The sequence below is a fragment of the Caulobacter sp. HJHS_5 genome (assembly GCF_056683955.1).
Window position 1 is genome coordinate 365494 of the sequence record NZ_JBWZNC010000002.1, and the last position, 22924, is coordinate 388417.

At 65.1% G+C, this 22924-nt stretch carries 27 protein-coding genes; 24 read left to right on the forward strand and 3 right to left on the reverse strand.

What is annotated here, in order from left to right; translation table 11 throughout:
• Window positions 1-8: 8 nt before the first annotated feature.
• The gene (locus ACFLIT_RS05410; protein WP_479910178.1) at window positions 9-263 is read right to left on the reverse strand and encodes a GlsB/YeaQ/YmgE family stress response membrane protein; all 255 of its coding nucleotides are present in this window, start codon (window positions 261-263) and stop codon (window positions 9-11) included.
• A gap of 61 nt (window positions 264-324) precedes the next feature.
• Window positions 325-843, reverse strand: coding sequence for a hemerythrin domain-containing protein (locus ACFLIT_RS05415; RefSeq protein WP_479910179.1), 519 nt, complete (start codon window positions 841-843; stop codon window positions 325-327).
• 280 nt (window positions 844-1123) lie between these two features.
• Between ACFLIT_RS05415 and ACFLIT_RS05420 the strand changes: the two genes are divergently transcribed.
• The 5 genes from ACFLIT_RS05420 to ACFLIT_RS05440 all read left to right on the forward strand — a co-directional run bounded on the left by ACFLIT_RS05420 (window position 1124) and on the right by ACFLIT_RS05440 (window position 5125).
• Window positions 1124-1453 carry a hypothetical protein gene (locus ACFLIT_RS05420; RefSeq protein ID WP_479910180.1) on the forward strand — a complete coding sequence of 110 codons (330 nt, stop codon included), beginning with the start codon at window positions 1124-1126 and terminating at the stop codon, window positions 1451-1453.
• 76 nt (window positions 1454-1529) lie between these two features.
• Window positions 1530-2774 carry a phage terminase large subunit gene (locus ACFLIT_RS05425; RefSeq protein WP_479910181.1) on the forward strand — a complete coding sequence of 415 codons (1245 nt, stop codon included), beginning with the start codon at window positions 1530-1532 and terminating at the stop codon, window positions 2772-2774.
• Between the two features lie 43 nt (window positions 2775-2817).
• Complete coding sequence (locus tag ACFLIT_RS05430) at window positions 2818-3432, forward strand: hypothetical protein (protein WP_479910182.1); 615 nt, start codon at window positions 2818-2820, stop codon at window positions 3430-3432.
• Between the two features lie 3 nt (window positions 3433-3435).
• Window positions 3436-4185, forward strand: a complete 750-nt coding sequence (locus tag ACFLIT_RS05435) for a hypothetical protein (RefSeq protein ID WP_479910183.1) — start codon at window positions 3436-3438, stop codon at window positions 4183-4185.
• 178 nt (window positions 4186-4363) lie between these two features.
• A complete protein-coding gene (locus ACFLIT_RS05440) occupies window positions 4364-5125 on the forward strand; it encodes a hypothetical protein (RefSeq protein WP_479910184.1) in 762 nt (253 codons plus the stop codon).
• Window positions 5126-5779: 654 nt separating this feature from the next.
• On the opposite strand, the gene ACFLIT_RS05445 is transcribed toward ACFLIT_RS05440, so the two are convergent.
• Window positions 5780-6145 carry a hypothetical protein gene (locus tag ACFLIT_RS05445; protein WP_479910185.1) on the reverse strand — a complete coding sequence of 122 codons (366 nt, stop codon included), beginning with the start codon at window positions 6143-6145 and terminating at the stop codon, window positions 5780-5782.
• A gap of 69 nt (window positions 6146-6214) precedes the next feature.
• Between ACFLIT_RS05445 and ACFLIT_RS05450 the strand changes: the two genes are divergently transcribed.
• The 19 genes from ACFLIT_RS05450 to ACFLIT_RS05540 all read left to right on the forward strand — a co-directional run bounded on the left by ACFLIT_RS05450 (window position 6215) and on the right by ACFLIT_RS05540 (window position 22924).
• On the forward strand, window positions 6215-8203 hold the full coding sequence (locus ACFLIT_RS05450; RefSeq protein ID WP_479910186.1) for a portal protein: 1989 nt from the start codon (window positions 6215-6217) through the stop codon (window positions 8201-8203).
• Window positions 8196-8798: a polymorphic toxin type 44 domain-containing protein gene (locus ACFLIT_RS05455; RefSeq protein WP_479910187.1), complete on the forward strand. Its 603-nt coding sequence runs from the start codon at window positions 8196-8198 to the stop codon at window positions 8796-8798. The genes ACFLIT_RS05450 and ACFLIT_RS05455 overlap by 8 nt, the downstream gene beginning before the upstream one ends.
• A gap of 109 nt (window positions 8799-8907) precedes the next feature.
• A complete protein-coding gene (locus ACFLIT_RS05460) occupies window positions 8908-9366 on the forward strand; it encodes a hypothetical protein (protein WP_479910188.1) in 459 nt (152 codons plus the stop codon).
• Window positions 9367-9580: 214 nt separating this feature from the next.
• Window positions 9581-10420: a hypothetical protein gene (locus tag ACFLIT_RS05465; protein WP_479910189.1), complete on the forward strand. Its 840-nt coding sequence runs from the start codon at window positions 9581-9583 to the stop codon at window positions 10418-10420.
• A gap of 56 nt (window positions 10421-10476) precedes the next feature.
• Entirely contained in the window at window positions 10477-11334 is an 858-nt protein-coding gene (locus tag ACFLIT_RS05470) for a hypothetical protein (protein WP_479910190.1), read from the forward strand.
• Between the two features lie 290 nt (window positions 11335-11624).
• Window positions 11625-12584 (forward strand): hypothetical protein, encoded by a 960-nt coding sequence (locus ACFLIT_RS05475; RefSeq protein WP_479910191.1) that lies wholly within the window; start codon window positions 11625-11627, stop codon window positions 12582-12584.
• Window positions 12585-12688: 104 nt separating this feature from the next.
• On the forward strand, window positions 12689-13921 hold the full coding sequence (locus ACFLIT_RS05480; RefSeq protein WP_479910192.1) for a P22 phage major capsid protein family protein: 1233 nt from the start codon (window positions 12689-12691) through the stop codon (window positions 13919-13921).
• Window positions 13922-14002: 81 nt separating this feature from the next.
• Entirely contained in the window at window positions 14003-14491 is a 489-nt protein-coding gene (locus tag ACFLIT_RS05485; RefSeq protein WP_479910193.1) for a hypothetical protein, read from the forward strand.
• A 20-nt stretch (window positions 14492-14511) separates the two neighbouring features.
• The gene (locus ACFLIT_RS05490) at window positions 14512-15222 is read left to right on the forward strand and encodes a phage adaptor protein (protein WP_479910194.1); all 711 of its coding nucleotides are present in this window, start codon (window positions 14512-14514) and stop codon (window positions 15220-15222) included.
• The gene (locus ACFLIT_RS05495) at window positions 15215-16312 is read left to right on the forward strand and encodes a hypothetical protein (protein WP_479910195.1); all 1098 of its coding nucleotides are present in this window, start codon (window positions 15215-15217) and stop codon (window positions 16310-16312) included. Before ACFLIT_RS05490 ends, ACFLIT_RS05495 begins: the two co-directional genes overlap by 8 nt.
• Window positions 16313-16317: 5 nt before the next feature.
• Window positions 16318-17787 (forward strand): hypothetical protein, encoded by a 1470-nt coding sequence (locus tag ACFLIT_RS05500; protein WP_479910196.1) that lies wholly within the window; start codon window positions 16318-16320, stop codon window positions 17785-17787.
• Window positions 17784-17999, forward strand: a complete 216-nt coding sequence (locus ACFLIT_RS05505) for a hypothetical protein (RefSeq protein ID WP_479910197.1) — start codon at window positions 17784-17786, stop codon at window positions 17997-17999. Before ACFLIT_RS05500 ends, ACFLIT_RS05505 begins: the two co-directional genes overlap by 4 nt.
• The gene (locus tag ACFLIT_RS05510; protein WP_479910198.1) at window positions 17996-18217 is read left to right on the forward strand and encodes a hypothetical protein; all 222 of its coding nucleotides are present in this window, start codon (window positions 17996-17998) and stop codon (window positions 18215-18217) included. Before ACFLIT_RS05505 ends, ACFLIT_RS05510 begins: the two co-directional genes overlap by 4 nt.
• Window positions 18214-18609 carry a hypothetical protein gene (locus ACFLIT_RS05515; RefSeq protein WP_479910199.1) on the forward strand — a complete coding sequence of 132 codons (396 nt, stop codon included), beginning with the start codon at window positions 18214-18216 and terminating at the stop codon, window positions 18607-18609. The genes ACFLIT_RS05510 and ACFLIT_RS05515 overlap by 4 nt, the downstream gene beginning before the upstream one ends.
• Window positions 18606-19778, forward strand: a complete 1173-nt coding sequence (locus ACFLIT_RS05520; RefSeq protein ID WP_479910200.1) for a hypothetical protein — start codon at window positions 18606-18608, stop codon at window positions 19776-19778. Before ACFLIT_RS05515 ends, ACFLIT_RS05520 begins: the two co-directional genes overlap by 4 nt.
• A gap of 1 nt (window position 19779) precedes the next feature.
• A complete protein-coding gene (locus tag ACFLIT_RS05525) occupies window positions 19780-20103 on the forward strand; it encodes a hypothetical protein (RefSeq protein WP_479910201.1) in 324 nt (107 codons plus the stop codon).
• A gap of 34 nt (window positions 20104-20137) precedes the next feature.
• Window positions 20138-20287: a hypothetical protein gene (locus ACFLIT_RS05530; RefSeq protein WP_479910202.1), complete on the forward strand. Its 150-nt coding sequence runs from the start codon at window positions 20138-20140 to the stop codon at window positions 20285-20287.
• 174 nt (window positions 20288-20461) lie between these two features.
• Window positions 20462-20716, forward strand: a complete 255-nt coding sequence (locus ACFLIT_RS05535; RefSeq protein WP_479910203.1) for a hypothetical protein — start codon at window positions 20462-20464, stop codon at window positions 20714-20716.
• Between the two features lie 18 nt (window positions 20717-20734).
• Window positions 20735-22924, forward strand: coding sequence for a hypothetical protein (locus tag ACFLIT_RS05540; protein WP_479910204.1), 2190 nt, complete (start codon window positions 20735-20737; stop codon window positions 22922-22924).

The window sequence follows — 22924 nt, forward strand, 5'->3', positions numbered from 1 at the left end:
TTTTACAATCAGGTGCGTCGGCCGCGCAGAGCCCCGAGAATGGCCAGCAGCACGATGGCGCCAAGCGTGGCGATCACCAGGCTGCCGATGAAGCCGTTGCTCCCAAGGCCCAGCAGGCCGGCGAGGAAGCCGCCGAGCAGAGCGCCGACGACGCCGACGACCAGATTGGTCAGCAGCCCGTGGTTCCGCTTCATCACCTTCTCGGCGATCCAGCCGGCGATGACGCCGATGACGATCCAGCCGATAATGCCTACGCCGCTCATGCGTATTCCCTTTCCTGGTTACAGCCCGCGGATGAAATGCGCGAGCAAGGCCAAGGTTGCCTCAGCCGGCGAGGGAGGTGCCGGGTAGGGTGGAGGCTTCCGGCCTTGGCAGGCCGTTAATCTTATAGCTCTCCATCAGACGCTGCTTTTCGGCGGCCATGCGCTCGCCGAGGCCATCCATGTCGAGGCCGGCCTTGCGGGCCTGGCTGAACATGCCCTCGACGCGTTGCTCTTCTTCCTTGACGTGGTGTTCGATCAATTCGGAGAGCACCTTGACCTTGGCTTCATAGAAGTCGGCCCCGGGATCGGCGGCTTCAATCTCAGCGATCAGCACCTTGGCCTCGTCGTGCTCGACATAGGCCTCCTGGAGAAGGTCTTCTTCCACGGCGCCTTCGCAGGCGGGGTAGAAGATTTTTTCCTCGATCTCGGTATGGATCGTCAGTTCCATGCAGATCTGCTCGGCGATGCGGCGCTTCTCGCCGTCGCCCCTGGCGTTTTCGAACTTGGCGAACAGGTCTTCGACCTTGCGGTGGTCGGCCTTCAGCAGGGCGATGGCGTCGGGCTTTTCGGGGGTGGCCATGATGTCCTCCTGGCGGGGATGGAATGATGGCCGTGGAAAGTTCCGCGTGGAGGATGGTTGCGACGGCCAAGCTAGCTGAGAGACGTTCTCAGGGCCGAGTTTCCCACGGTTATCTACCTTCGCCGGACGTTTCGCGGTTGCCGATTAATCGGAGGCGAGGCAGAATAAGAAGGTAGACAGATTGGGTCTGAGGACAGCCCCGGCCGGCGACGGCGCGGGGCTTTTTCATGCCCGCGTCGCGCCCCTTTCGACATTGCCATTTCGACCCAGGAGCCGAGCCATGCCGCGCGCCCGCAAGACGTCCGCGTTGACGCTGGTGAGCCAGGCGGCGTCATTGGTGGAGCAACCGCCGGAGGCCGACGCCGGAGCGGCGCCGATCACAGCCCCGGACACACGCGACTGCCGTTCGCTGGCCCTGAGTCATGCCCCGGCGGCGATCGAGGTTCTGGCGAAGATCATGAAAGGTGATGGCAGCGAGGCGTCGCGGATCGCCGCGGCGAACGCCATGCTCGACCGGGCTTACGGCAAGGCGCGGGTAGGCGGCGCGGCGGCGGACAGTGAGGCGGCCCAGGCTATCAGGGAGACGCGACTGACGGTGCTTTTTGTCTAGCGGCGAGGAAGAGATCAGCCTCTCGAATATCGAGTTTTCACAATACTTTGCACGCATACCGCTTGCGTTTCGAGAGTTGTTTAACGAGTCGTTTCGCGACTATGCTTTCTTCGGCGGCCGAGGCGGCGGCAAGAGTCACGCGGTGGCCGGAGCGCTGGTGATCCAGGCGGCGATGAAGCCGCTGCGGATCGTCTGCGCGCGTGAGGTGCAGAGTTCGCTGCGCGACAGCGTGCAGGCGCTGATCGAGGACAAGATCGCCGACTTCGGCTTGGGCGAGTGTTTCGAATGCCTGCGCGAGGAAACGCGCGGACGGAACGGCAGCCTGTTTCTCTACAAGGGGCTGTCGCGCAACCCGGAGGCCATCAAGAGCCTGGAGGGCGCGGATATCTTCTGGGCGGAGGAGGCGAACCGGCTTTCGGCGCGATCACTGAAGCTGGTGCGGCCGACGCTGCGCAAGCCAGGCGCGCGGATGGTATGGACGTGGAATCCAGAGTTCGACCACGACCCAGTCGACCGCTTGTTTCGCGGGGCGGCGGGGCCGCCGCCGAACAGCCTGGTGCGGCACGTCGGCTGGCGGAACAATCCGTTTTTCGAGACTACGCCGCTGCCGGCTGAGATGGCGCACGACTATCGGATCGACGCGGGCCGGGCGGAGCATGTGTGGGGCGGCGCCTATGCCCAGACCATCGAGGGCGCCTATTACGCCGCGCCGCTGGCGAAGGTGCATGCCGAGGGGCGGCTGACGGCCCTGGCGCGCGATCCGATCCTACGGGTGCGAGCCTTCTGGGACCTCGGGCGACGGGACGCGACGGCGATCTGGCTGGCGCAGTTCGTCGGCCGCGAGGTGAGGGTGCTCGACTACATCGAAGGGCGTGGACAGGGGCTCGACTACTATATCAGCGAGCTGCGCGGTCGCGGCTGGGGCGAGGCGCTGTGCGAGCTGCCTCACGACGGCCGGATGCTGACGCTGATCGCCAGGGGCAGCGCCGAGGAGCAGCTGCGGGCGGCCGGGTTCGAGGTGAATGTGACGCCCAACCAGGGCGCCGGGGCGGCGATGCGGCGCGTGGAAGCGGCGCGGCGGCTGTTTCCACAAATCTGGTTCAACGACACGGCGGCGGTGGCCGCCGGGATGAAGGCCCTGGCCGCCTATCACGAGCGGCGGGACGAGAGCCGGAACGTGGGCCTGGGGCCTGAACACGACTGGGCCAGCGACCCGGCCGACGCCTTCGGGCTGATGTGCGTGGTCTACGAGGCGCCGAGGGAGAAGCGGCCGAGGGCGCGGCGAGAGACGTTCGCGGGGCCGGGCGGGTGGATGGGGTGAGCGCGGGAGCCTGAGCCCGACGATCAAATCGAAAGAGCACGAGATGCCGAAAGTGCGTGGCCCGATCTATCCGAATGTCGACGCGGCTCCCGACAACTGGAGCGACGTCGGCAAGATGGCGGCCAATCACATGGTGAGTCACCCCGGGGCTACGGAGTCCCTGGTCCCCGTGTGGGGATCGGCCCAGGAGGCGATCGCCGACGCTTATGACGGCGACTACGCGGGAGCTGTCGGCAATGGCATACTGGCCGCTGCCGATCTCGTTCCTGGAGCAGCGGTGGCGAAAACCGGTCTGAAGACGATCAAGTACATTGATAGGTTTGGCCCCATGGCTGGCCACGCGGCCGACTGGAAGGCCGTTCGAAGGTGGATGAACGAACAGGGCTACGCCACGAAAGGCCAGCCGATGCATCATCTGATCGAGAAAAATGGGCCACTTGGCAAACAGCTGCCAGACTGGCTGAAGAATATGCCGCTCAACACCATGGGCATGCCTGATGCAATTACCCACGGGCGTCTGCATCACAAGTGGAAAGACCTTCCGCAGTTCGATCTCAAAGACCGCGTCCGGTATGGAACGCCGAGCGCTGTGAAATTTGCTGGCAGAGTCAACGCCGGTAAGGCGATCATGGCGGGGAAAGGCGCTTCCGAGAGATAGCTGATGACCGAGCTGCCCTTTGCGCTTCCCGTATTGGCCATCTCGCCCGCCCAACATCCTTGGACGCCGGAAGGCGTGGAGGAGCTTCATTGCGTGGAGCGCTTAGTTGATCTCACGGGTGGCGCGGCCGACGAAAATCTGCGGCGCTTGGCCTGGGAGATCATCGACGGCACAGGCGCCCGCTGGAGGATCGCCGAGAGTCCGGAAGCTGCGGTCGCTCGCGGCCTGATGACGACGACGAGCAAGTTCGAGCCCAGCTTCGAAAGCCTAGGCAAGGCAAGGCTAGCGGAGGTAAAGGCTCGGGTCGTCGCAGCGGTGCGCGGCACGCCGGAACTCTTCCTAGACGATGAGATTCTGGCCGGTGAAGCGAACTATCCGATCGAGGATCGCGATGTCCTTCTTGACGCCGTATGCACGCGTATCGAAGGCGCGAGAACGTTCAAAGCGCTCATCAAGGCGGTCTGGGCGGATCAGTCTGAGCTGGAGGTCGTGAGACCGTACCCTGAAGCGGATGTCACAGAAGATTGGCGGCAAATCATAGTCTTCTGGATCAAAGTCTTGTCTGGGGGAGCGTTCGCGTTCATCTGCTTTTTCGTGGCGATGAAAATGCTGCCGCCCCCCTATGCCGATGTGTTGAGCACTTTGGTGGCTTTGGCCGTCGCGGGATTCGTTGTCTATTGGCATTTTCGCACAAGGGCGGAAGCTCGGCGCAACAAGGCGTACCTTGAAGGACTGGAGAAGAAACGCGCCTAGCGCGTCGACCCATCTCGCCACCTGCTCCTGAGAGCGCCTCGATCCCTGCTGGTGATCGCGAACCCCAGCCCAGGCGGTAGGTTTTGGTTGGCTTCGAGCGTCCTAGTCATGCTCATTTCGCCCTGATGAAGCCACGAAACGCCGCAATCCAAACAGTGAATGGAGATTGGCGATGCCAATGCGTGTCGGCGTGCTGGGGAATTATGAGTACCCGGAACCGAAGCCGGTCAGCGAGCGACTGGACGGCTTGGGACCGCCCGTTCAAGCGCGGCCAGCACCGACGGCTTCGGGGAAGGCTGTTATCGATCATCTGACGCCAGGGCAGCTCGAAGGCCTGATGAACGATCATCGCGACGCGTCTTACAGCGCTGCTCGGGCGCGATTGGATATCGCGAACCTTCTCAAGGCGCGGCAGCAAGGATTCCGTACCTCGGAAACGATGCTGACCGAGCAGAAGGCGAAGCACTATTACGACAGCGCGTCGGACAACACCTTGCAAAGTGTAGACCGGCATCTGGCGGATCTTGAGCGCTACCTTGACGGCGTGGCGTCAGGTGATCGGGAGAAAGGCGGCTATCGCGCCCTGACCCCTGATGAACTCGAGAAGCAGGCCAAATCAGGAGGGGAGTTTGCCGGTGTCTACACCGCAGACCATCCCGACACCGTCGGCATCAATTATCCGGCGTACAGCAGGCAGCCGAGGTGGGGCCGGACGCAAACTCTGTTGCACGAATGGCTTCATCGTGCGGGAGTCACCTTGGGTGACGAAAATGAGTTCTATGATCAAGCAGCTGTCGATATGGCCGGGACTCCTGGCGGTACGGATCGGGCGGTCAACAAGAACGCTGACAACACTGCTATGTTTGCCGCTCGTCCTTGGTCCGGGCCTGTCTTTAGCCCAGTCTCGCCCTGGCCCCCCTTCGACTCCGGCGGCCGCTAGCTCTTCCGAGAGCAGACGCGCGCGCCCTAAAGGACCTGTGGCTCCCGTTCTGCAGACTTTAGAAACGGCGCCGCCTATCGTCTCGCTCGATATATCCGAAGATCTGAAACAGGTGAGTCTTCAGGGCTATAACCGATCCATATACGGCGTCTGCCTGTATAAAAGACCGAGCCGATTTGTCTCGATCACCTACCTCGGTGGCGGCCGGTTGAAGTCAGAAGGAATGATCGGAAGACCTCCCGTTTCAGATGAGAAGTATGAAGAATGCCCGATCTTTATCGGGCCGGGTGAATTCTGGGGGCGATCCTGGGCTATCGACTACTTCTACCCACGAATTGAGCCGAGACCGTTCCGGATTTGCTACGAGTTTCGCTGGATGACCTTCGGAGGGCGCGGCGATTCCGGTTACTCACAAGCCTGCTCGATTGTGCGGCCTGTAGCTGATGGAGGGCCGAAGGTGGTGCAACAGCCCAGCAAGGCTTGGTATTATAGCGCCTCGAAAAGGCGGTGGACCCCCTCGGCGCCGCCGCACCTGCGGTAAACTCGCGCTGCGACAGGCGCGTCCATTTGACGAGGGCCGCAGGACCGGCAAGGCAGTGTGAGCGCGCGGGCATCAGATATGAGGCGCAGCTGATCAGCGAGGTCTGCACTACCTTAGTGCAAGGTGACCGACCTGGAGAAGCGGCCATCGCGGTGGATGGTCTCCACCCGACCGTTCTTGATGCCGACGCCGTATTTGTAGAGGCCGCGATCGAAGCTCACCAGGAGGTCGTTGCGGTCGAAGCATGTCGCGATGTGCCAAGCTGTCGATCCGACCGGGCTCGTGCAGGCGACGACGAGCTTGCGGTTGAGGACGCGGGCGTTGCGAGCTTGTGGCCAAGGCTCACCGACCTCAATCGTATCAACGCGATCAACGTGGCGATGTGCGTCGCAGCCCGACAACGCGAGGCCGGCCGCGAGCGGCGTCGCAAAGGACAGTAGACGTCTGACGATGGCGGATCGGCCAAGCAAGGCCGGCACATTGGGGCAATCAAGGTTCACTGAAAACAGAAAAGTCGGCTCCCCGCCTCCGCGGGGATGAGCGGAGACATGCCTATGGCCAAGGACGACATCCTGAAGGAGGCGCAGGAGGCGTTCGCCGAGTGCGAGGCGGCCGAGCGGGAGAATCGGTCGGCGGCGCGGGACGACATCCGGTTCGCGCGGCTGGGCGAGCAGTGGGACGAGGGGCTGCGGGCCAAGCGGCACAAGGAGGGGCGGCCCTGCCTGACGATCAACAAGCTGCCGCCGTTCATCCGGCAGGTGGTCAACGACGCGCGGCAGAACAAGCCTTCGATCAAGGTGATGCCGCAGGACAGCCTGGCCGATCCGGCGACGGCGGCCGTGTTGAGCGGACTGATCCGCAATATCGAGGCCTCGAGCGACGCGGACGTGGCCTATGACACGGCGCTGGAGTGCGCGGCGACAGGCGGGGTCGGCTACTTCCGGCTGAATCTGGCCTATGCCCGCGACGACAACTGGGACCAGGACATCGTCTTCCAGCGGGTGGCGAACCCGTTCAGCGTCTGGCGCGACCCGGCCAGCGAGGCGGCCGACAGCAGCGACTGGAACGTGGCCTTCGTGACCGAGATGATCCCAAAGGCGGCCTTCCGCCGGCGGTTCCGCGGCGCGGCCGAGACGGACTGGACGGGGAGGGAGGTCCCGGCCGGCTGGTGCGAGGGCGATCAGGTGATGGTGGCCGAGTACTGGAAGCGCCGCGAGGTACGGAAGCGGATCGTGCTGCTGTCCAACGGCATGGTGATGGACCTGGCCGACTACGAGGCCGATCCGTCGCTGGCCGGGCGTGGAATCCTGCCGCAGGGGGAGCCGCGCGAGGTGCTGGGCTGGGCGGTGGAACAGCACATTCTCTCGGGCCTGGAGGCCCTGGAGAAGGTGGACTGGGCGGGGAAGTACATCCCCATCGTGCCAGTCTATGGCGAGGAGGTGAACCTGGACGGGCGGCGGCATTTCCGCAGCCTGATCCGCGACGCTAAGGACGCCCAGGTGATGTACAACGCCTGGCGAACGGCCTCGACCGAGTTGGTGGCGTTGGCGCCGAAGACGCCGTTCATCGGGCCGGTGGGGGCGTTCGACACCGACGGCGACAAGTGGGCGACGGCCAACGCCGTAAGCCACGCCTTCATTGAATACGACGGACCCGTGCCGCCGCAGCGACAGCCGTTTGCCGGCGCGCCCGCTGGCGCGCTCCAGGAGGCGCTCAACGCCGCCGATGACATCAAGACCATCATCGGCATGTACGACGCGAGCCTGGGCGCACGGAGCAACGAGACCAGCGGCCGGGCGATCCTGGCGCGGCAGCGGGAGGGCGATGTCTCGACCTTCCACTTCGTCGACAACCTGAGCCGGGCGATCCGGCATGCCGGGCGCATCCTGATCGACCTGATCCCCCGCGTGTACGGCGAGGATCGGATGGTGCGGATCCTGGGCGAGGGGCAGGAGGCGCACAGCGTGGCGCTGGGTTCGCCCGAGGCGGCCAGGGCCAGCGCCGAGGCGGCGCGGGCGCGTATTCCCGGTGTAGAACGGCTCTATGCGCTGGGGGTCGGCAAGTATGACCTGACGGTTTCGGCCGGGCCAAGCTTCACCACGCGGCGGGAGGAAGCCGCCAACCAGATGATCGAGCTGATGCGGGCCAACCCGTCGGTGGCGCCGGTGATCGGCGACCTGCTGGCCAAGAATCTGGATTGGCCCGGCGCCGATGAGATCGCGCGGCGACTACAGGCGATGCTGCCGCCGCAGGTGAAGGGGACCGATCCGCAAGTCGAGGCCCTGAAGCAGCAGAACACGGCGGCCTTGAACCAGATGAAGCAGCAGGGCGAGGCGATGAAAGCGCAAGGGCTGCAGATGATCGAGGCCCTGAAGGCGCAGTTGGCGTCCACGCAAGCTCGACTGCAGGCCGCCGAGGGTGACCGGGCCGTGCAGCTCAAGAAGCTGGAGATCGAAGCCTTCAAGGCTGAGACCGATCGCATGGAAGCCGAGGCGCGGACGCTCAAGTCCCGGATTGTGGAGGGTATGGATGGCTGATCCAAAGGGGCCGACGAAGACCAAGAGGGTCGGGCTGCTGCACGCCGACGGCTGGGCGCAGATGGCCCAAAGGCGCTCTGCGCCCCCGCGGCCGGCGACCGATCAAGCGATCAACTTCATGCCGGGCATGTCGCTGGAGACGCTGATCCAGGGCGCTCGGGATATCTATGGGGACTCTGTCGCCGACCCAAGCGCCAGCACCTTGCCCTACGTGCCGCCCAATGCCCCGATCGCCGCCGTCAGATGGTTGAAGAAGGTCTGGCCCCGCGGTGACTGGGACTACAAGCTGAAGTCTCCGGGGACTGACCACTATGAGGGGCTGGGCAACTACGCCTATGGCGCTACGGGTGCTGTGATCGGCATTCCGGATCCGGTGCTCATGCGGGGCGCCGGGCTCGCGCAGGAAGTGTTCCATCTGAAGAAGGATGGCGACGGTCGGCGGCCGGGATATGACCCCGCGTGGGGACACTTTTGGCAGGGCGGCTCGCACGGCGACGACCCGCGAGATCAGGCCTCCATTCGGCGCGGCATCGAAGACGCCAAGGCTGCGCTTGCCGCAGAGCGGGCATCCCTTTCACAGGGGCGTCGTCGATAGCTTGGCTTCATGCGGGCGCATAGTCCTAGCCACCGAACAAATGTGAACTAATGTTTGGGGGTGAGTTGGAGGCGATCGTCGAATGCGCAGCGTCCGTTGGGGACTAGTCTTGAGCTGGTCGGCCGCGATGGCCGGCTGTGGACTCTCGCCGGAGCCGACGCAGGTCTTGGCGAACTACAGCCGGCACAAGGCGGAGTTCAATGCGCTCGTGGCCGCGGCGGATGCCTGTCGCCCGATCAATCACCCGACCGATCCAACGGATACGCGGACGTGGATCATGCTGGATCCGAAGGTCTCCACCTTGGTCTGCGGACGAGCGGGAGGAAACGCCGGAGCGATCCGCCCGATGATGCGAAAGCTGCGTGTTAAGACCCTCCAGATTAGGGACTATCAGGACAGCACGATCGTCAGCTTGACGATGGAAACCTCTGGCCTCGCGGTGTCCGGCTCGTCGCGGGAGTTAGTCTTCTACGCGAACGGCAAGCCTCTTGGTCCCGGCCCGGACGGGGAAATTCGGCCGGCGGACCCCAATGATCGCCGTTGGTACGTGGAAACGAGCTGGACCTGACCCCAGATCCGTACCGCCTGCTTGCGGGGCGGTTGGCCATGCAGGCCCGCTACAGGCCGCCGGGGGCGATCGGGCGCTACAGCTGAAGAAGCTGGAGATCGAAGCCTTCAAGGCTGAGACCGACCGCATGGAGGCCGAGGCGCGGACGGCGGCGCTGACGTTCGACGCCGCCGGCGCGTGAGCCGGAACTGATCTTGGATGTGGAGGAGCCATCATGCTGTCGCCCAAGCTGATACCTCGTGGGTTTGGGCCGATCACGCCGCCCGGATTCGGCCTGCTGGACGCGGAAGCGCAACGTGCGGAAGCCCTCGATTACCTGCGGCGGGTGACGCCGCCCACGCCTATGCGCAAAGGGCCGTTGAGCGGCGAGAACCACGGACCGCTGGCGCCGCTGGCCAACCTGGCGGCCGAGGCGGCCGGGCTCCGGAACCAAGGCGGCGACGTGAGGCTGGACTACAAACCGACGCCCTTCACTGGCGGCAAGGGTCTGGTCGAGGCGTTGAAGCCGCCCGGCTACGACAGCTTCGACCCGAACGTGGAATACGGCCTCAGGCTCGACGGGGTCGGCGTCGAAGATGGTGATCTGAAAGGTGTGGCGACGGAATACTGGAAGGGCGACCGCGACAGCGCCTGGGTCAAATCCGCCAACATCGGCCACGGACAGCATGACAACTATCTCACGCAGGCCTCCCCCGACTTTGAACCCGGAGGTTCAGATCTCGACCTGGAGAATTTCTCCGATCTGATCGACGAAGGGCATCAACCGGTCATCTCCGCCATAAGGCACCGTGGAGGGGTGACCTCCTTCATGCTGGACGGAAAAAATCTTCAAGCCATGCCGAAGTATATCTCCGACGCCTATCTGGCGCGCCATTACACGCGACCTTACGCGGCGCCGCAGAACGCGGGACGGAAGAAGGCCTTCTCTCAGGACATCTATGAGGTCTATCTCGGGGAAGACGGTCGGCAACTTTCACGCGAGAAGGCCATAGACTTGCAGAAAGCCGAGCGGCGGCGTTATCAAGAACAGAACACGAACCGTCGACGTGAGTAGGGGCAGAGATGGCGGGCTGGAAACTGAGACGCCGATACCTCATTGGATTAGTCGCGGTGGCGGCGGTGTCGGGGGCGGCGGGTTTTGTCGCGCTGCGATCGGAAGGAACCGGCTATAAGCAGTATGACGGCCCTGCGGCGGTTCTCCCGGTTTCGCTGACGAGTGAGTTCGTCGGCGACGGCGCGGTCTATGAGGTCACGGCGACAGTCGCTGACAAGGAGGCCCTCGGCTATGATCTCGCCCGCAGGACGGTGCCTGGCCAACTTGAGCGTCTGACGGTGAAGTGCGCCGGGCAAACGCTCAGCGACACCGTTCCTGCAATGCGTCTGAATCCGTGGATGCCCGCGCTAGGATTCTACTCGCATCGATCGCTCCCTGATCCCCCGACGGGCTGCGCCAAAGCCCACTACATCGTGCTGTTTGGGAGCCCGCAATCAATCGCCGGCGACAAGGGGGCCTGGTCGCCGTTCAGGATCCAGTATTTCTATGGGGAGGCGCTGCTGAACGGGAACCCGTCGCCGCCATCTCTGCCCGTGCGACGTTTGCGCGGGCGTTATGTGTCCGGCAACGAGGGTTCGAGCGCCAACTTCAATGTCGACGTGACCCTGACGAATGGGCGCGTGCAGACGGTGAGTTTCGATTGCGGAACGCCGAGGCTCCCTATCCGGGTCGATAGCGCGGCGCCGGAAGGCGCGTTCGCGATGTTGGTGGCGGTCTCGTCACGGAGCGGCGACGCCTGTGGTGACGTTCGCTTGACCTTGTTCGGCAAGGATACGGCCGATCAGCGCGCGTACGGCTTCGAAGGCGGACGGCGTTTGACCAAGGTCGGGGCTCCGGGAGAGCGGGGCATCGATATCGTGCCCTATCGGTCGAAGAAGGCTGGCCTATTCGGACTTGGGCCGGCCAAAGGCTGACGGCGATCCGAGTTGATCGTCCCGCGCCGAAGGGCGCGTTCGCCGCGGAGATCACTCTCGATAACAGGCAACACGACGGCGTGTGCGGCTTCACGTCCGTAGAACTGCTGGGCGGCGATCCGAAAGATACGCGTGTCTACAATTTCGAGGCGGGCAGCCGATTGGGGTCGGTAAGAAACCCGAACTCGCGGCTGGACCGCATGGTCCACGCCTACAGCATCGTGCGCTGAAGCGACGAGGCCGGCCCACCTTGAGAGGTGGGTCAGCAGCAACCTGAAAGGACTGCATTCTTGAACGACCTTGCGAGCACCTCGCAGGGCGGTGACGTCACGTCTGCGGACGACGACGCGATCGCACCTGCTCACGACGAAGGGTTCGAACGGCAAGGCAACAGCTTTGCCGGCGGCTCTCGCCTGACCCTTGACCAGGCCATCGACATGGCCGTCGAGGATCGGGACGCCCTTGACGCCTACGAAGACCCGGCCGTTGATCCCTACGGTCAGGGTGACACGACCGAGGTGGAACATCAGGGGCAGCGCTATCGCATCCCCAAGGCGCTGAAGCCGGCGCTGATGATGCACGCTGACTACACCCGAAAAACCCAGGAGTTGGCGGACGGCCGCCGGGCTTTGGAGAGCGAACGCGATGCGCTGGCTCAAGAGAACCAGGCCCGTATGCGGTTTCTTCGTGAGAACGAGAGCCAGATGGCGCACCATACGGCGCTGAGCCATCAACTGGCGGCGTTCAGTGGCGTGGACTGGGAGGGCCTTCGGGCTCAAGATCCGCAGCGCGCCGCCGAGCTCTGGCAGAGCTACACCGCCCTGCACAACGAGCGTGACGCCCTCCGCCAAGCCGTCAGCTTTTCGGAGGAGCAGCGCGCCTTGATGGAGCAGCAGCAGTTCGCCCACGCGGTGGACCGCTGCCACGCCGTCTTGGCTCGCGAGATTGAAGATTGGTCGCCCCGAATGGGCGCGGCATTGGGCGAGTTCGGCCAAGCGGCTTTCGGGTTTTCCCCGGACGAGCTGGGACAGGTGACCGACCCGCGGATGATCAAGGTGCTGCATCTGGCCATGCTGGGCCATCAAGCGCAGCAGCAATCACATCGCGCGCGACGGATCGCTGAAGGGCAAAGAACAGCGCCGGCGCGCACTTTGAAGGGGCGGTCGGGGCGTTTCGCCCCGGGCGCCGACACCCAAGACTTCGCCGCTTTCGAGCGGCTTGCAGACGAACGGATGCGCTCGCGGCGCTAACCGCCCGAAGCGTCCGAAACCCTTTTTCCCAACCTGCCTTTGCCCGTCGCCAGACGCGCCAGGCCCCGCGCCGGCTCCGCCGGCCAGATGGAGACTAATTGACGATGAGCAATGCATTTCTGCCGGCCAAGGTTTTCGCCAACGCCGGCCTGAAGCTGCTGAAGAACAACCTGGTGATGGCTAAGCTGGTCGACAGCGAAGGTGTCGACAAGGCGTTTAAGCCCGGCGTGGGCGGCAGCGTGAGCGTGAAACGACCGCCGGAGTTCATCATCCGCACCGGCGCCACGGCCTCGGCCCAGGATGTGACCGAAGGCGAGATCGAGGTGAAAATCGACAAGCAGGCCGGGGTGGACGTGCAGTTCACCAGCCAGGAGGAAACCCTGCAGCTCGACGCCCTGCTGAAGAGCCGGGTGCTCGACGCCTCGATGGCTCAGATCGCCAGCTATGTTGATGCTCAGCTGGTGGCTCGTGTGAACGAGTTCCACCACTGGGTGGGCGCGCCCGGGCAGACGATCGACAGCGCCGCCGACTTCTTCAAGGCGCCGCAACGGATGGACGAGATGGCCATTCCGGCCAACGATCGGAACGCGATCCTGACGCCGGCCGACGGCTACGCCATGGCGGGCGCCTTGCTCACCAACGCGGCCCTGGCCGGCGCCACGGCGCGAACGGCTCTGGAGAAGGCGCAGATCCCGGTGCTGGGCAACACCAAGCCCTACATCACCCAGACGGTGCCGACCTTGACTTGCGGCAGCCGCACCAACGGAGCGGTGAATGGCGCGGGCCAGGAGGTGAGCTACGCCAGCGTGAAGTCCACTTACGCCCAGACGCTGAACATTGATGGTCTGGGCGCCTCCGGCACGGTGAAGGCCGGTGAAGTGTTCACCCTGGCCGGAGTCAACGCCGTGAACCCGCGGACCAAGGATGACCTTGGCTATCCGCAGCAGTTCACCGTGCTGGCCGACGCGACGGCCAGTGGGGCCGGGGTTCTGAACAGCCTGTCGATCAGCCCGCCGATCATCATCAGCGGCGCCTATCAGAACGTGACTGCGTCACCGGCGGACAACGCCGTGGTCACCTGGTTGGGCACGGCGGGGACGACTTATCGAGCGAACGCCGCTTTCCACAAAACCGCCATCAAGCTGGTGAGCGCCAAGCTGGTCATGCCCTACTCCGGGGAGGCCGACTATGCGACCGATCCGGACACCGGGTTGACCGTACGCTACTGGCGCTATTCCGACGGCGCCAGCGACACCCACAACCACCGCTGGGACGTATTCTTCGGCACCATCAACGCCGATCGTCGGCTTGGCGTCCGGCTCAGCGGCACGCCGTAGCGCTTTGCGAAACGCTCCGTCTCGGTCACTGTGATGACCGGGGCGGGGGCGGATCCGATGCTAGCCAGAGCGATCGCGCGTATGCACCCGCTGGTTTTCTACCTGGTCGTCTTCGTGGCTTTTGCCGGCCTGGCGGTGGGCAGTGAACCCTTGAAGCCCGACGTGCGGGGCTTCGTCCTGAACCTCGCCGTCCTGACTTTGATGGGCGGTTGGATCTTCGCCGTTTGGCTCGTGACCTTGCAGGCCTATGATCAGGCGGCGGTGTTCGGCTTTCACCTTGGGCCGCGCGTCGCCGTGCTCGCGGCCGGATTGCTCGCGATCGGCGGCGCCGCCTTCTACGGCGCAGTGGCGCTGTATGTAATGTTTTCCTGGCGCACGGCCGAAGGGCTGGTCCGGACATCGGCGCGATCGACCACCGTCTCCATCCTGGAAACCGCGGAATTGTTCGTTCTGGTGGCCGCGCCGCCTATCGGTGTGTGGCTGTTGCGGCGGCGGATTCGACGGGCGGCGCAGCGCGGCCAGCTAGCGGCCGAAGCGCGCAAGGCGGCGCGGTCCGCCGTGGCGGGCTGAGGCCAGAGCACTTCTAGAATTTGGCCTGTTTCACCGCCTGCGGCGGCGCGCCGCCGCAGGCCCAAAAGGAAAGAGTGATGCCCGCTATCACTTCTCTGTCGACGCTGAAGGCGGCGGCGGCGGACGCCCTCGTGCGATCGGACTTTACCGACCGCATCGCCGACGCCGTCCCCCTGGCTGAGGCCTTTCTCAATCGCTCGCTTCGCCTCCGCATGATGGAGAGCGACGAAGCCCTGGTCATGACGCCGGGAAGCGCCGTGGTTGCGCTACCGGTCAACTATCTTGAGGCGCTGTCGCTGACGCTGGACGAGACCACCGGTTCTTGTGTCATCTCGCCCATCGGGGCTGGCCAGGGACAGAGCACCAACGCCGGCCGCCCGCAGGCGTGGTGGATCGACGGCGCCAATCTCATCTTCGACCGCCCCGCCGACAGCGCCTATTCGCTAACGTTGCACATGCTGAAGCGCTTCGCGCTGACCGCCGACGGCGACACGAACGCACTGCTGACCGCCTGGCCCGATCTCTACCTCGCCGCGGTGCTGACGGTGGTCTGCGGAATTTACCTCACTGATGACCCGCGCCTCGCCGTCTGGAAGGGCGCGCGCGACGAGGCCTTGGCCGAAGTGACCCGCAAGGAAGCTCGCAGCAAACCCCTCGCCCGCCTCGGCCTCGATCAATCCTTCCGCCAGCATTCGCGCTCGCGCCTGTACGGGACTGTCTTGAATGCCTGACACAATCCTTTCCCCGACCGGCCTGGTTCAAGTCGAGGTCGGCGCCTCCGAAGACACCTGGGGCGACAAGCTCAACGCCAACTCAGGCATCCTAAACGGCTTCTTCGGCACGGGCCCGGCCCTGAAGCTGGTCAACGGCGGCACCGGGGCCACTACGGCGTCGGCGGCGCGGACGAACCTTGGGCTGGTCATTGGGACGAACGTCCAGGCTCAGAACGTCAACCTCCAGGGCATCGCGAACCTAGGCTGGTCGGTCGATAACATCCTCTATTGCAGCGGCCCGGGCACGGTCGCTCAAACGCCGGTTTCGGCCTTTGGCCGCAGCCTGATCGACCGTTCTGACGCCACGGCGGCCCGCAACTATCTGCTTGCGGCGGCTAAGGGTGCAAACGCTGACATCACAAGCCTGTCGGCGCTCAGCACGCCGCTCTCGGCTGCTCAAGGCGGCACAGGGCGCACCGACAACAAGGCCGCTGCCCTGGTGACGGGGCGAACCATCGCGATCACCGGCGACCTCACCTACACCTCGCCGAGCTTTGACGGCTCGGGCAATGTGACCGCTGTCGGCACGCTGGCCACCCTGCACGGCGGCGGTACGTTCGGTTCAGCCACGGCCATCCCTGTCATCACCTTTGACGGCAAGGGTCGCTGCACGACCGCGACGACGGTCCCGCTCAACCTGGGCCTGACCGCCATCGCCAGCATCGCCACCACCTCCGGGACGACCGCTGCCGCCGCTATCCCTGCGGTGTGCAAGAGGTTGACCATCGTCGTACGCAACATCTCGATGACTCAGGCCGGTAGCCTTGTATTCGAATACTCCACAGATAACGGGGCGAGCTACACCGAGATTTCCGGAACCGGGAGCACGGTCGCTGGCGGGCAACTCAATTCGGTCTTTGAGGTGCTCAATCCTGACGTGGCCATCGGTTCGGTCGTCGCTGTTCGGCACAACTGGGACAATGTGACGAACGTGACGGCGGGGGCCAGGGGGCAGGCCCTCTCTATGGCTTCTCGCATCACGCATTTCCGCATCAAAGCGTTCGCCGGGAGCTTCAACGGCGGCAACGTCATTTTCGTCGGCGAGTAGCGGCGATGCGCCTCCCCATCACCATCCCGCCCGGCCTGCGCCGCGACGGCACCGAGGGCCAGTCTCGCGGCCGTTGGCTGCGGAGCAACCTCGTGCGCGGCTATAGCGCCGATGTCGGCCCCGTCTTGGGGTGGCGCAAGCGCTCGCCGAACGCGGCCAGCGGCAAAGCCAGGGCCGTCTTTGCCTGGGCCGACAACGACGGGCCGCCGGCGCGCCGTATCGGTATCGGCACGCACACCGGCCTGTTCGTTCAAACGGCCATCGGCGCCGTGTTCGATATCACCCCCAGCGGTTTCGTTGCGGGCGAGCCGGACGCAACGGTCAACACCGGGTTCGGCGGCGGCTTCTACGGCGTCGGCACCTATGGAACGCCCCGGCCGGATACCGGCAACCCGATGCCCGCCGCCGTCTGGATGCTGGACAACTGGGGGCAAGACCTCGTCGGCTGCTGCTTCAGCGACGGCCGTCTGGTGCAATGGAGCCTCAACACCGGCGTGGAGGCGGCGGCGATCACCAACGCCCCGACCGGCTGTCAGGGCCTTATCAGCACCCAAGACCGCTTTCTGTTGGCGCTGGGCGCCTCCTCGACACCTCGGCGCGTGGCCTGGTGCGATCAGGAGAACAACACCGTCTGGACGCCCACGGCCACGAACCAGGCCGGCGACATCGACTTGGACACCGGCGGCTCGATCGTCACCGGCATCGAGCTTCGTGGTCAGACGCTCGTCCTGACCGATGTCGACGCCCATGTGATGCAATACATCGGGCCGCCTTTCATCTTCGGGGTGGGTAAGGTCGGCGAGGGCTGTGGCGCCATCTCGGTTGGCTGCGTCGTCAACCAGGGCGATTGGGCCATGTGGTGGAGCCGTTCGGGGTTCTGGCGCTTCGACGGCGCCGTGACCCCGGTAGACTGCCCGCTGCGTGACCTCGACGCCGCCCTGAATCAGGGCCAGCGCTCCAAGATTTTCGGCTGGCACAACGCCAAGTACACCGAGATTTGGTGGCACTATCCCTCCACGTCCTCGATCGAGAACAACCGGTATGTGTCGTTCAACTACAAGACCGGCGAATGGTGGGAGGGCGTGATGCCCCGCCTTGGCGGGACCGGCTCGACATTGTTCTCGTTTCCGCTGCTGTCCGACGGCGACGGCTACATCTTCGAGCACGAGGTTGGGGCGCTCTATGACGGCGCCACGCCCTTCGTCCGCTCTGGCCCGATGCTGCTCGGCGATGGCTCGCGCATGATGCGTGTCACCGGCCTGGTCCCCGACGTGATCGGGACGGCTAAGATCGGGTTCGAGACCCGCGACTATCCGAGGTCGCCGCCGGTGACGCTGGCCGCTGTCGGCCTGGCCGCTGGCCGCACCGATCTGTTGTTCACCGCCCGCCAAGTCGAGATCGTCGTCAACTTCGACAGCTACGACGCCCGGTTCGGGAGCGGATTCTTGGAAGCCAGCTCCGGAGCGACACGATGAGGTTCGAGCCGCCGCCGGCGCCTCAGGCGTACGATCAGTCCAACGAGGGGGCGTTCCGAAACCTCCTGCGCCAGTTCTTGACGGGCGTCCTGCGCGGCGACCGCGACGTGGAACTGCAGCCGGCCGTCCGCTTCATCCTGACCAGCCCCAACGGCACGCGCTGGGCGGTCAGCGTCAACAACTCCGGCATCCTGACGAGCACCCCCCTATGAAGATCGAAATCACCACGCCGCCGCCCTGGGAGGGCAGGCCCGACCTCATGGCGACCTGGCAGGAGGGGCCCTATCGTCGCTTCGCCTTGGCCGGACGCACCGACATTGTCGTCTGCGACACGGTGAAGGAGGGCGAGATCGAAAGCCTGCTGGTCTACCCGGAGCGGTCGAGCGCGCATAAGGCGCTGGTCGCCGCCTTGGGGCTGAACGAGGGGTGACGCCTCACCCGAAGCTCGTCCGCACCTGGCGGCGGGCGCTGCCCTACATCGAAAGCGCCCTGGAGCACAGCGGAGGGTCACACACCGCCGACGACATCTTCCGTCTGGTTTGTGAGGGCAACTGCCATCTCTGGGTCGCTGAGCGCTGCGCCGCCGTCACCGAGTGGTCGACGGTCGGCAGCAAGCGAAACCTGAATGTCTTTCTCGCCGGCGGCGACCTTTCCGAGATTCGCGCATGCATCCCCGGCATGGCGGCGTTCGCCCGTGGCGGCCACGCCGACGATCTCTGTTTCTTCGGGCGTCCGACGCCGGCCATGCGCCGAAGCGGATGGGAACGCGCGACCGGCTTTACCCTGGAGTTTCTATCGATGACCAAGAGGCTCTGGCCATGAGCGGCGGTTCCAACAAGGGCACCAGCACGACGGTGACGGAAATCCCGGCCTGGCTGCGCGACGAATACCAGCAGAACATTGCGCGCGCAGAGGGCATCGCCAATCAAGGCTTCACGCCCTATGGCGGCCAGCTGTCGGCCGGCGATAATCAATGGCTCTCCGCGGCGCGCGATCAAGCCGTCGGCGCGACCTATTCGGGACGGCGCGAACTCGACAACGCATCGAACGTCTATTCCCAGATCGCCAACCAAAGCCCGTTCTACTTCGATGCGGCGCAAGCCGGAGGGGTGCAGGCGATCAACCCGACCAATGCGCAGGCCGCGACCTTCGGCGGGACGAGCGTCGATCCGAGCCAAGTCGGCCAGGTCCAGGCAGGATCGATCCCCGGCGGCGACCTTTCAGCTTACACGAACCCGTATCAGTCGTCGGTCATCGACCAATCGAACGCCGCCTTGGATCGTCAACGCCAGATGGTGCAGACCCAGAACGCCGCCGCCGCCGCGGCCGCCGGCGCCTTCGGCGGGTCGCGTCACGGCATCGTTGACGCCGAGAACAACAAGAACTTCGCCGAGTTGCAGCAGCAGAATACAAACAACCTGCTCAACGCCGGCTTCGACCGCGCCACCGGCCTAATGTCGGCGGACAACGACAGAGCTCTGCAGGCCGCGCTCGCTAACCAGGGCGTCAATACGAGCGTCCTCAACGCCAACGCTGACCGTGGCCAGCAGGCGGGTCTCGCCAGCATGGGCGCGCAGAACGATGCGAACCTGTTCAATGCCGGGGCGGCCAATACGGCGGCGCAGTACAACTCCTCGGCCGACTACGCCGCGCGTGCAGCCGACGCTGATCGCCGCCAGCAGGCGGCCATCGCCAACGCCGGCATCGACCAAGCCAATACGGCGGCCAACCTCCAGGGCGCGGCCGGTCTCGCCGGAATCGCGGGGCAACGGACCGACCAAGCGCTGAACAGCGCCGCGGCTCTTGGCCAACTCGGTCAACAGTACCAAGGCAACCAGCAAGCCGGTCTCGATGCGGCCTATCAAGAGTTCCTGCGCGGCCAACAGGATCCGCTCACACGGCAGACGCTGCTCAACCAATCGGTGCTGGGGATCAACAACGCGGGCGGCTCGACCAGCAGCAATGCCAACTCTAAAGCGAAGAGCTTCTGATATGAGCGGTAGCGCCCCCCAATCCAACAGCGGCCGGCAGCTGTCCTTCTCGCCGGTAGCGATCGAGCAGAACGGTCAACTTCAACGCCCGTTGGTGGAAACCCCGCAGATTCAGCCGACCGGCCAACGGCGCGGTGGATGGATGGAACGCGCCGCCCGGAACATCGTGCAGGTGCAAAGCACACTCCCCGCGTCCGGCGGCGCTCCGATCACAGCGACCGATCCCTTCCTCGCCCAAGTGATGGGCGACCTCGACAAGGCCATCGCCGCGTCGAAGCAGAAGAAGGAAATGGCGGTGCGAGCTTTCATGACGGGAGGCTGGTAAGGCCGATTTCGATCTTTCCGGCCTGGCGCCTCGGGTGACGAAGGCCCGAGCCCTCGACTATGTCCGGGCGCTTGCCGCCAGCGGCCTTCGCGGCGTCGCCGGCTGTGCGCTCGATCGACGCGAGGCGGGTCAGGACGCCGCCGCCGCCTTCCAGCATTCGGCGACCATCGACGCGGCGGGGTAGGGGCGGGTGGACGAATGCGGACCTCCTTCGAGAGGCGTGCCTTCCCCAGCCACATACTCAAGCCGCGTGATGACAAGGCTTTCGGCTAGCGTCGCGACCGACCACCACGTCAGCGGCGCTCGCGATAGTTCCCCAGATCGGCGCCTAGTCGCTCCCTCACCAAAGGACCACACGATGCCCCAAGTCAGCGTCACCACGACTGCGACCGTTATTTCCGCCGCCCGAACCGGCAAGGACAGCGTCATCATCGAGAACCACGGCGCGACGCCCGTCTACATCGGCTACGACAGCGGCGTGACCACGGCGAACGGGTTTCGCCTGCCTGGCGTCGATGGGGCCTCCCTGACCCTCGATTGCGGCAGCAACGCCGTTTACGGCGTGGTGGGGGCGGGATCGCAGACCGTCTCCGTCATCGAGACCTCGCGCTAAACCTCGCAGGATCACAGCATGACCGGACTTTCCACGCCGGGCGCGCCGTCGCTCGGTCAGAGCGGTCTCATGGTTACGGGCGTTCCGGCTATGGGCGGCGGGGGCCTCTATGTGCCGGGCGGAGTCGCGCCGCCGCCGGAGACCCTGACGCTCTCGAACGCCACCGTGGCGGACAACGCGGCGGCCGGGACCGTTATCGGCACGTTCACCTATCCGGCCGACTACGACCCCGCGACCCTGACCCTGCTGTACGACGAAGCCGGGGCGTTTGCGCTCAGCGGCAATGACCTCGTCGTGGGCTCGACCCTGCTGACGCCAGGCTGGGCCTACCAGCCCATCGCCCGCATCCGCTCGACGGCGACGCCCTACACCTATCAGTTGCTGACCCCTGACATCACTGTCACGGCCGCCTGGTCGCCGTCGATGCTGACCGGCTACGTGACCGGCTGGTATGCCGAAAGCGGCGTGACGCTGAGCGGCGGCAATCAGGTCTCGTCGTGGCTGTCCGACACGGGCGACTACACGGCGGCCCAGACGCCGGGCGCCGCCTGTCCGACCCTGGAGCCGGGTTACGGCCCCGACGGTGCGGACCTCGTGAAGTTCGACAAGGCCCAGGCGCAATTTCTGAACATCAGCCCGGCCCTGCCGTTCGCTGGGGGCGGCATCATCGCGATCTATCAGCCGCTCGATCAGACCAGCACCAACAAGACCTTGCTTGGCCGCGCCTCGGGCCAGTTCCTCTGGCAGGCGTCGCCTACCTCCGTCAGCCTCAACATGGGTACGACGCGCGCCATTATCCCCGCCAGCGCTGCGACCCTGTCGTCCAACCGGCTGTCGTGCCTGATCGTTTCGCACGACATCGCCACCGGTACATTCTCCGGCGAGGTTGATGGCGTCGCCGCCGGCAGCAGCGGCAACGCCGGCACGAGCACGACATCGTTCCAGATGATCGGCAAGCACACGACGGGGAATTACGGCAACTACTACCTGTCCTGCCTGATCGTGATGAGCGCGGTTCCCACCGCCGACGAGACCGCTCGCATCCAGGCGTGGGCGCGCACTCGCCGCACCACCGCGTGGATTTTCGCGAACGACGGCGACGACGCCAACACCGGCTTCACCCTGGCCGCCGCCAAGGCCGACCCCATGGCCTGGGTCAGCGCCCGAAGCGCCAACGCCTTCCGCGCCGGCGACCGCATCTTGATGAAGGGCGGCGACACCTTCTATGGGGGGATCACCGCCAACGCGGGCCTCAACCTCGGCCAGGCCACCAAGCCCATCGTCTTCGACAGGATCGGCGAGGGAACCCTGAAGGTGTATGGCGCGCCGCCGACGGTCTTGGCCTGGACGGTGGTCAGCGGCGACGAATGGTCGGCCGCCCTGGCTCGCACAAACGATCCGCCGCTCCTGTGGGCCTATGTCGATGGGCTGAACGCCGACCCGGTGCGGATCTACAATCGGGCGACCTCGCAGGCTCAGAGCTTCCAGTATTCCGCCGGCACGCTCAGCGTGAACCTGGGGCCGGGCATCGATCCCAACACGGTGACGATCTATGTGCCCAAGGACGCCAACGACCAGCACTTCTACGGCCTCGGCGCTAACCACCTGAAGTTCCGCCGCATCCAGTTCCGCCACTTCTTGGGGCAGGTGTTCGACCCCCAGTCGGGCAATGGCGCGGCGATCATCCAGAGCGAAATCGGCTGGTGCGCCGACGACGGCGTCAGCCCGGGCGGCTCAAACAATGGACTGGCGGCGTGCTGCGAGATCATCGCGACCGGCAAGACCCGCTCGACCACCTCGGGAGCCGGAGACGGCCTGTCGGTGCATGGCGGGTCGTTCAGTTCGCAGAGCAATAGGTTCCGCCTGTGCGGCATCTCCGGCATCCGCAACGAGATGGGCTCGAACTTCACCTCCGAAGGCGACCACATCGACGACTGCAACGAGCCGCTGCGCATCCTCTACAACGCCAGCTACCCTGGCCCGGCGACGCAATCGTTCGTCGGCGCCACCATCATCCGTTCGGTGGATGACCAGCAGGATGCGGGTCTGCTGATCGACAGCAATGTGACCTCGGCCATCGCGGTGAACGTCGAGGGGTGCAGCTTCACTGGCGAGGGCCCGGTACGCGGCAAGGCGATCGCCAACAATGGCGCGGCCGTGGTCACCGAAAGCGGCAACGTGCAGGCCGGGTTCAGCAGCCTCACCTGA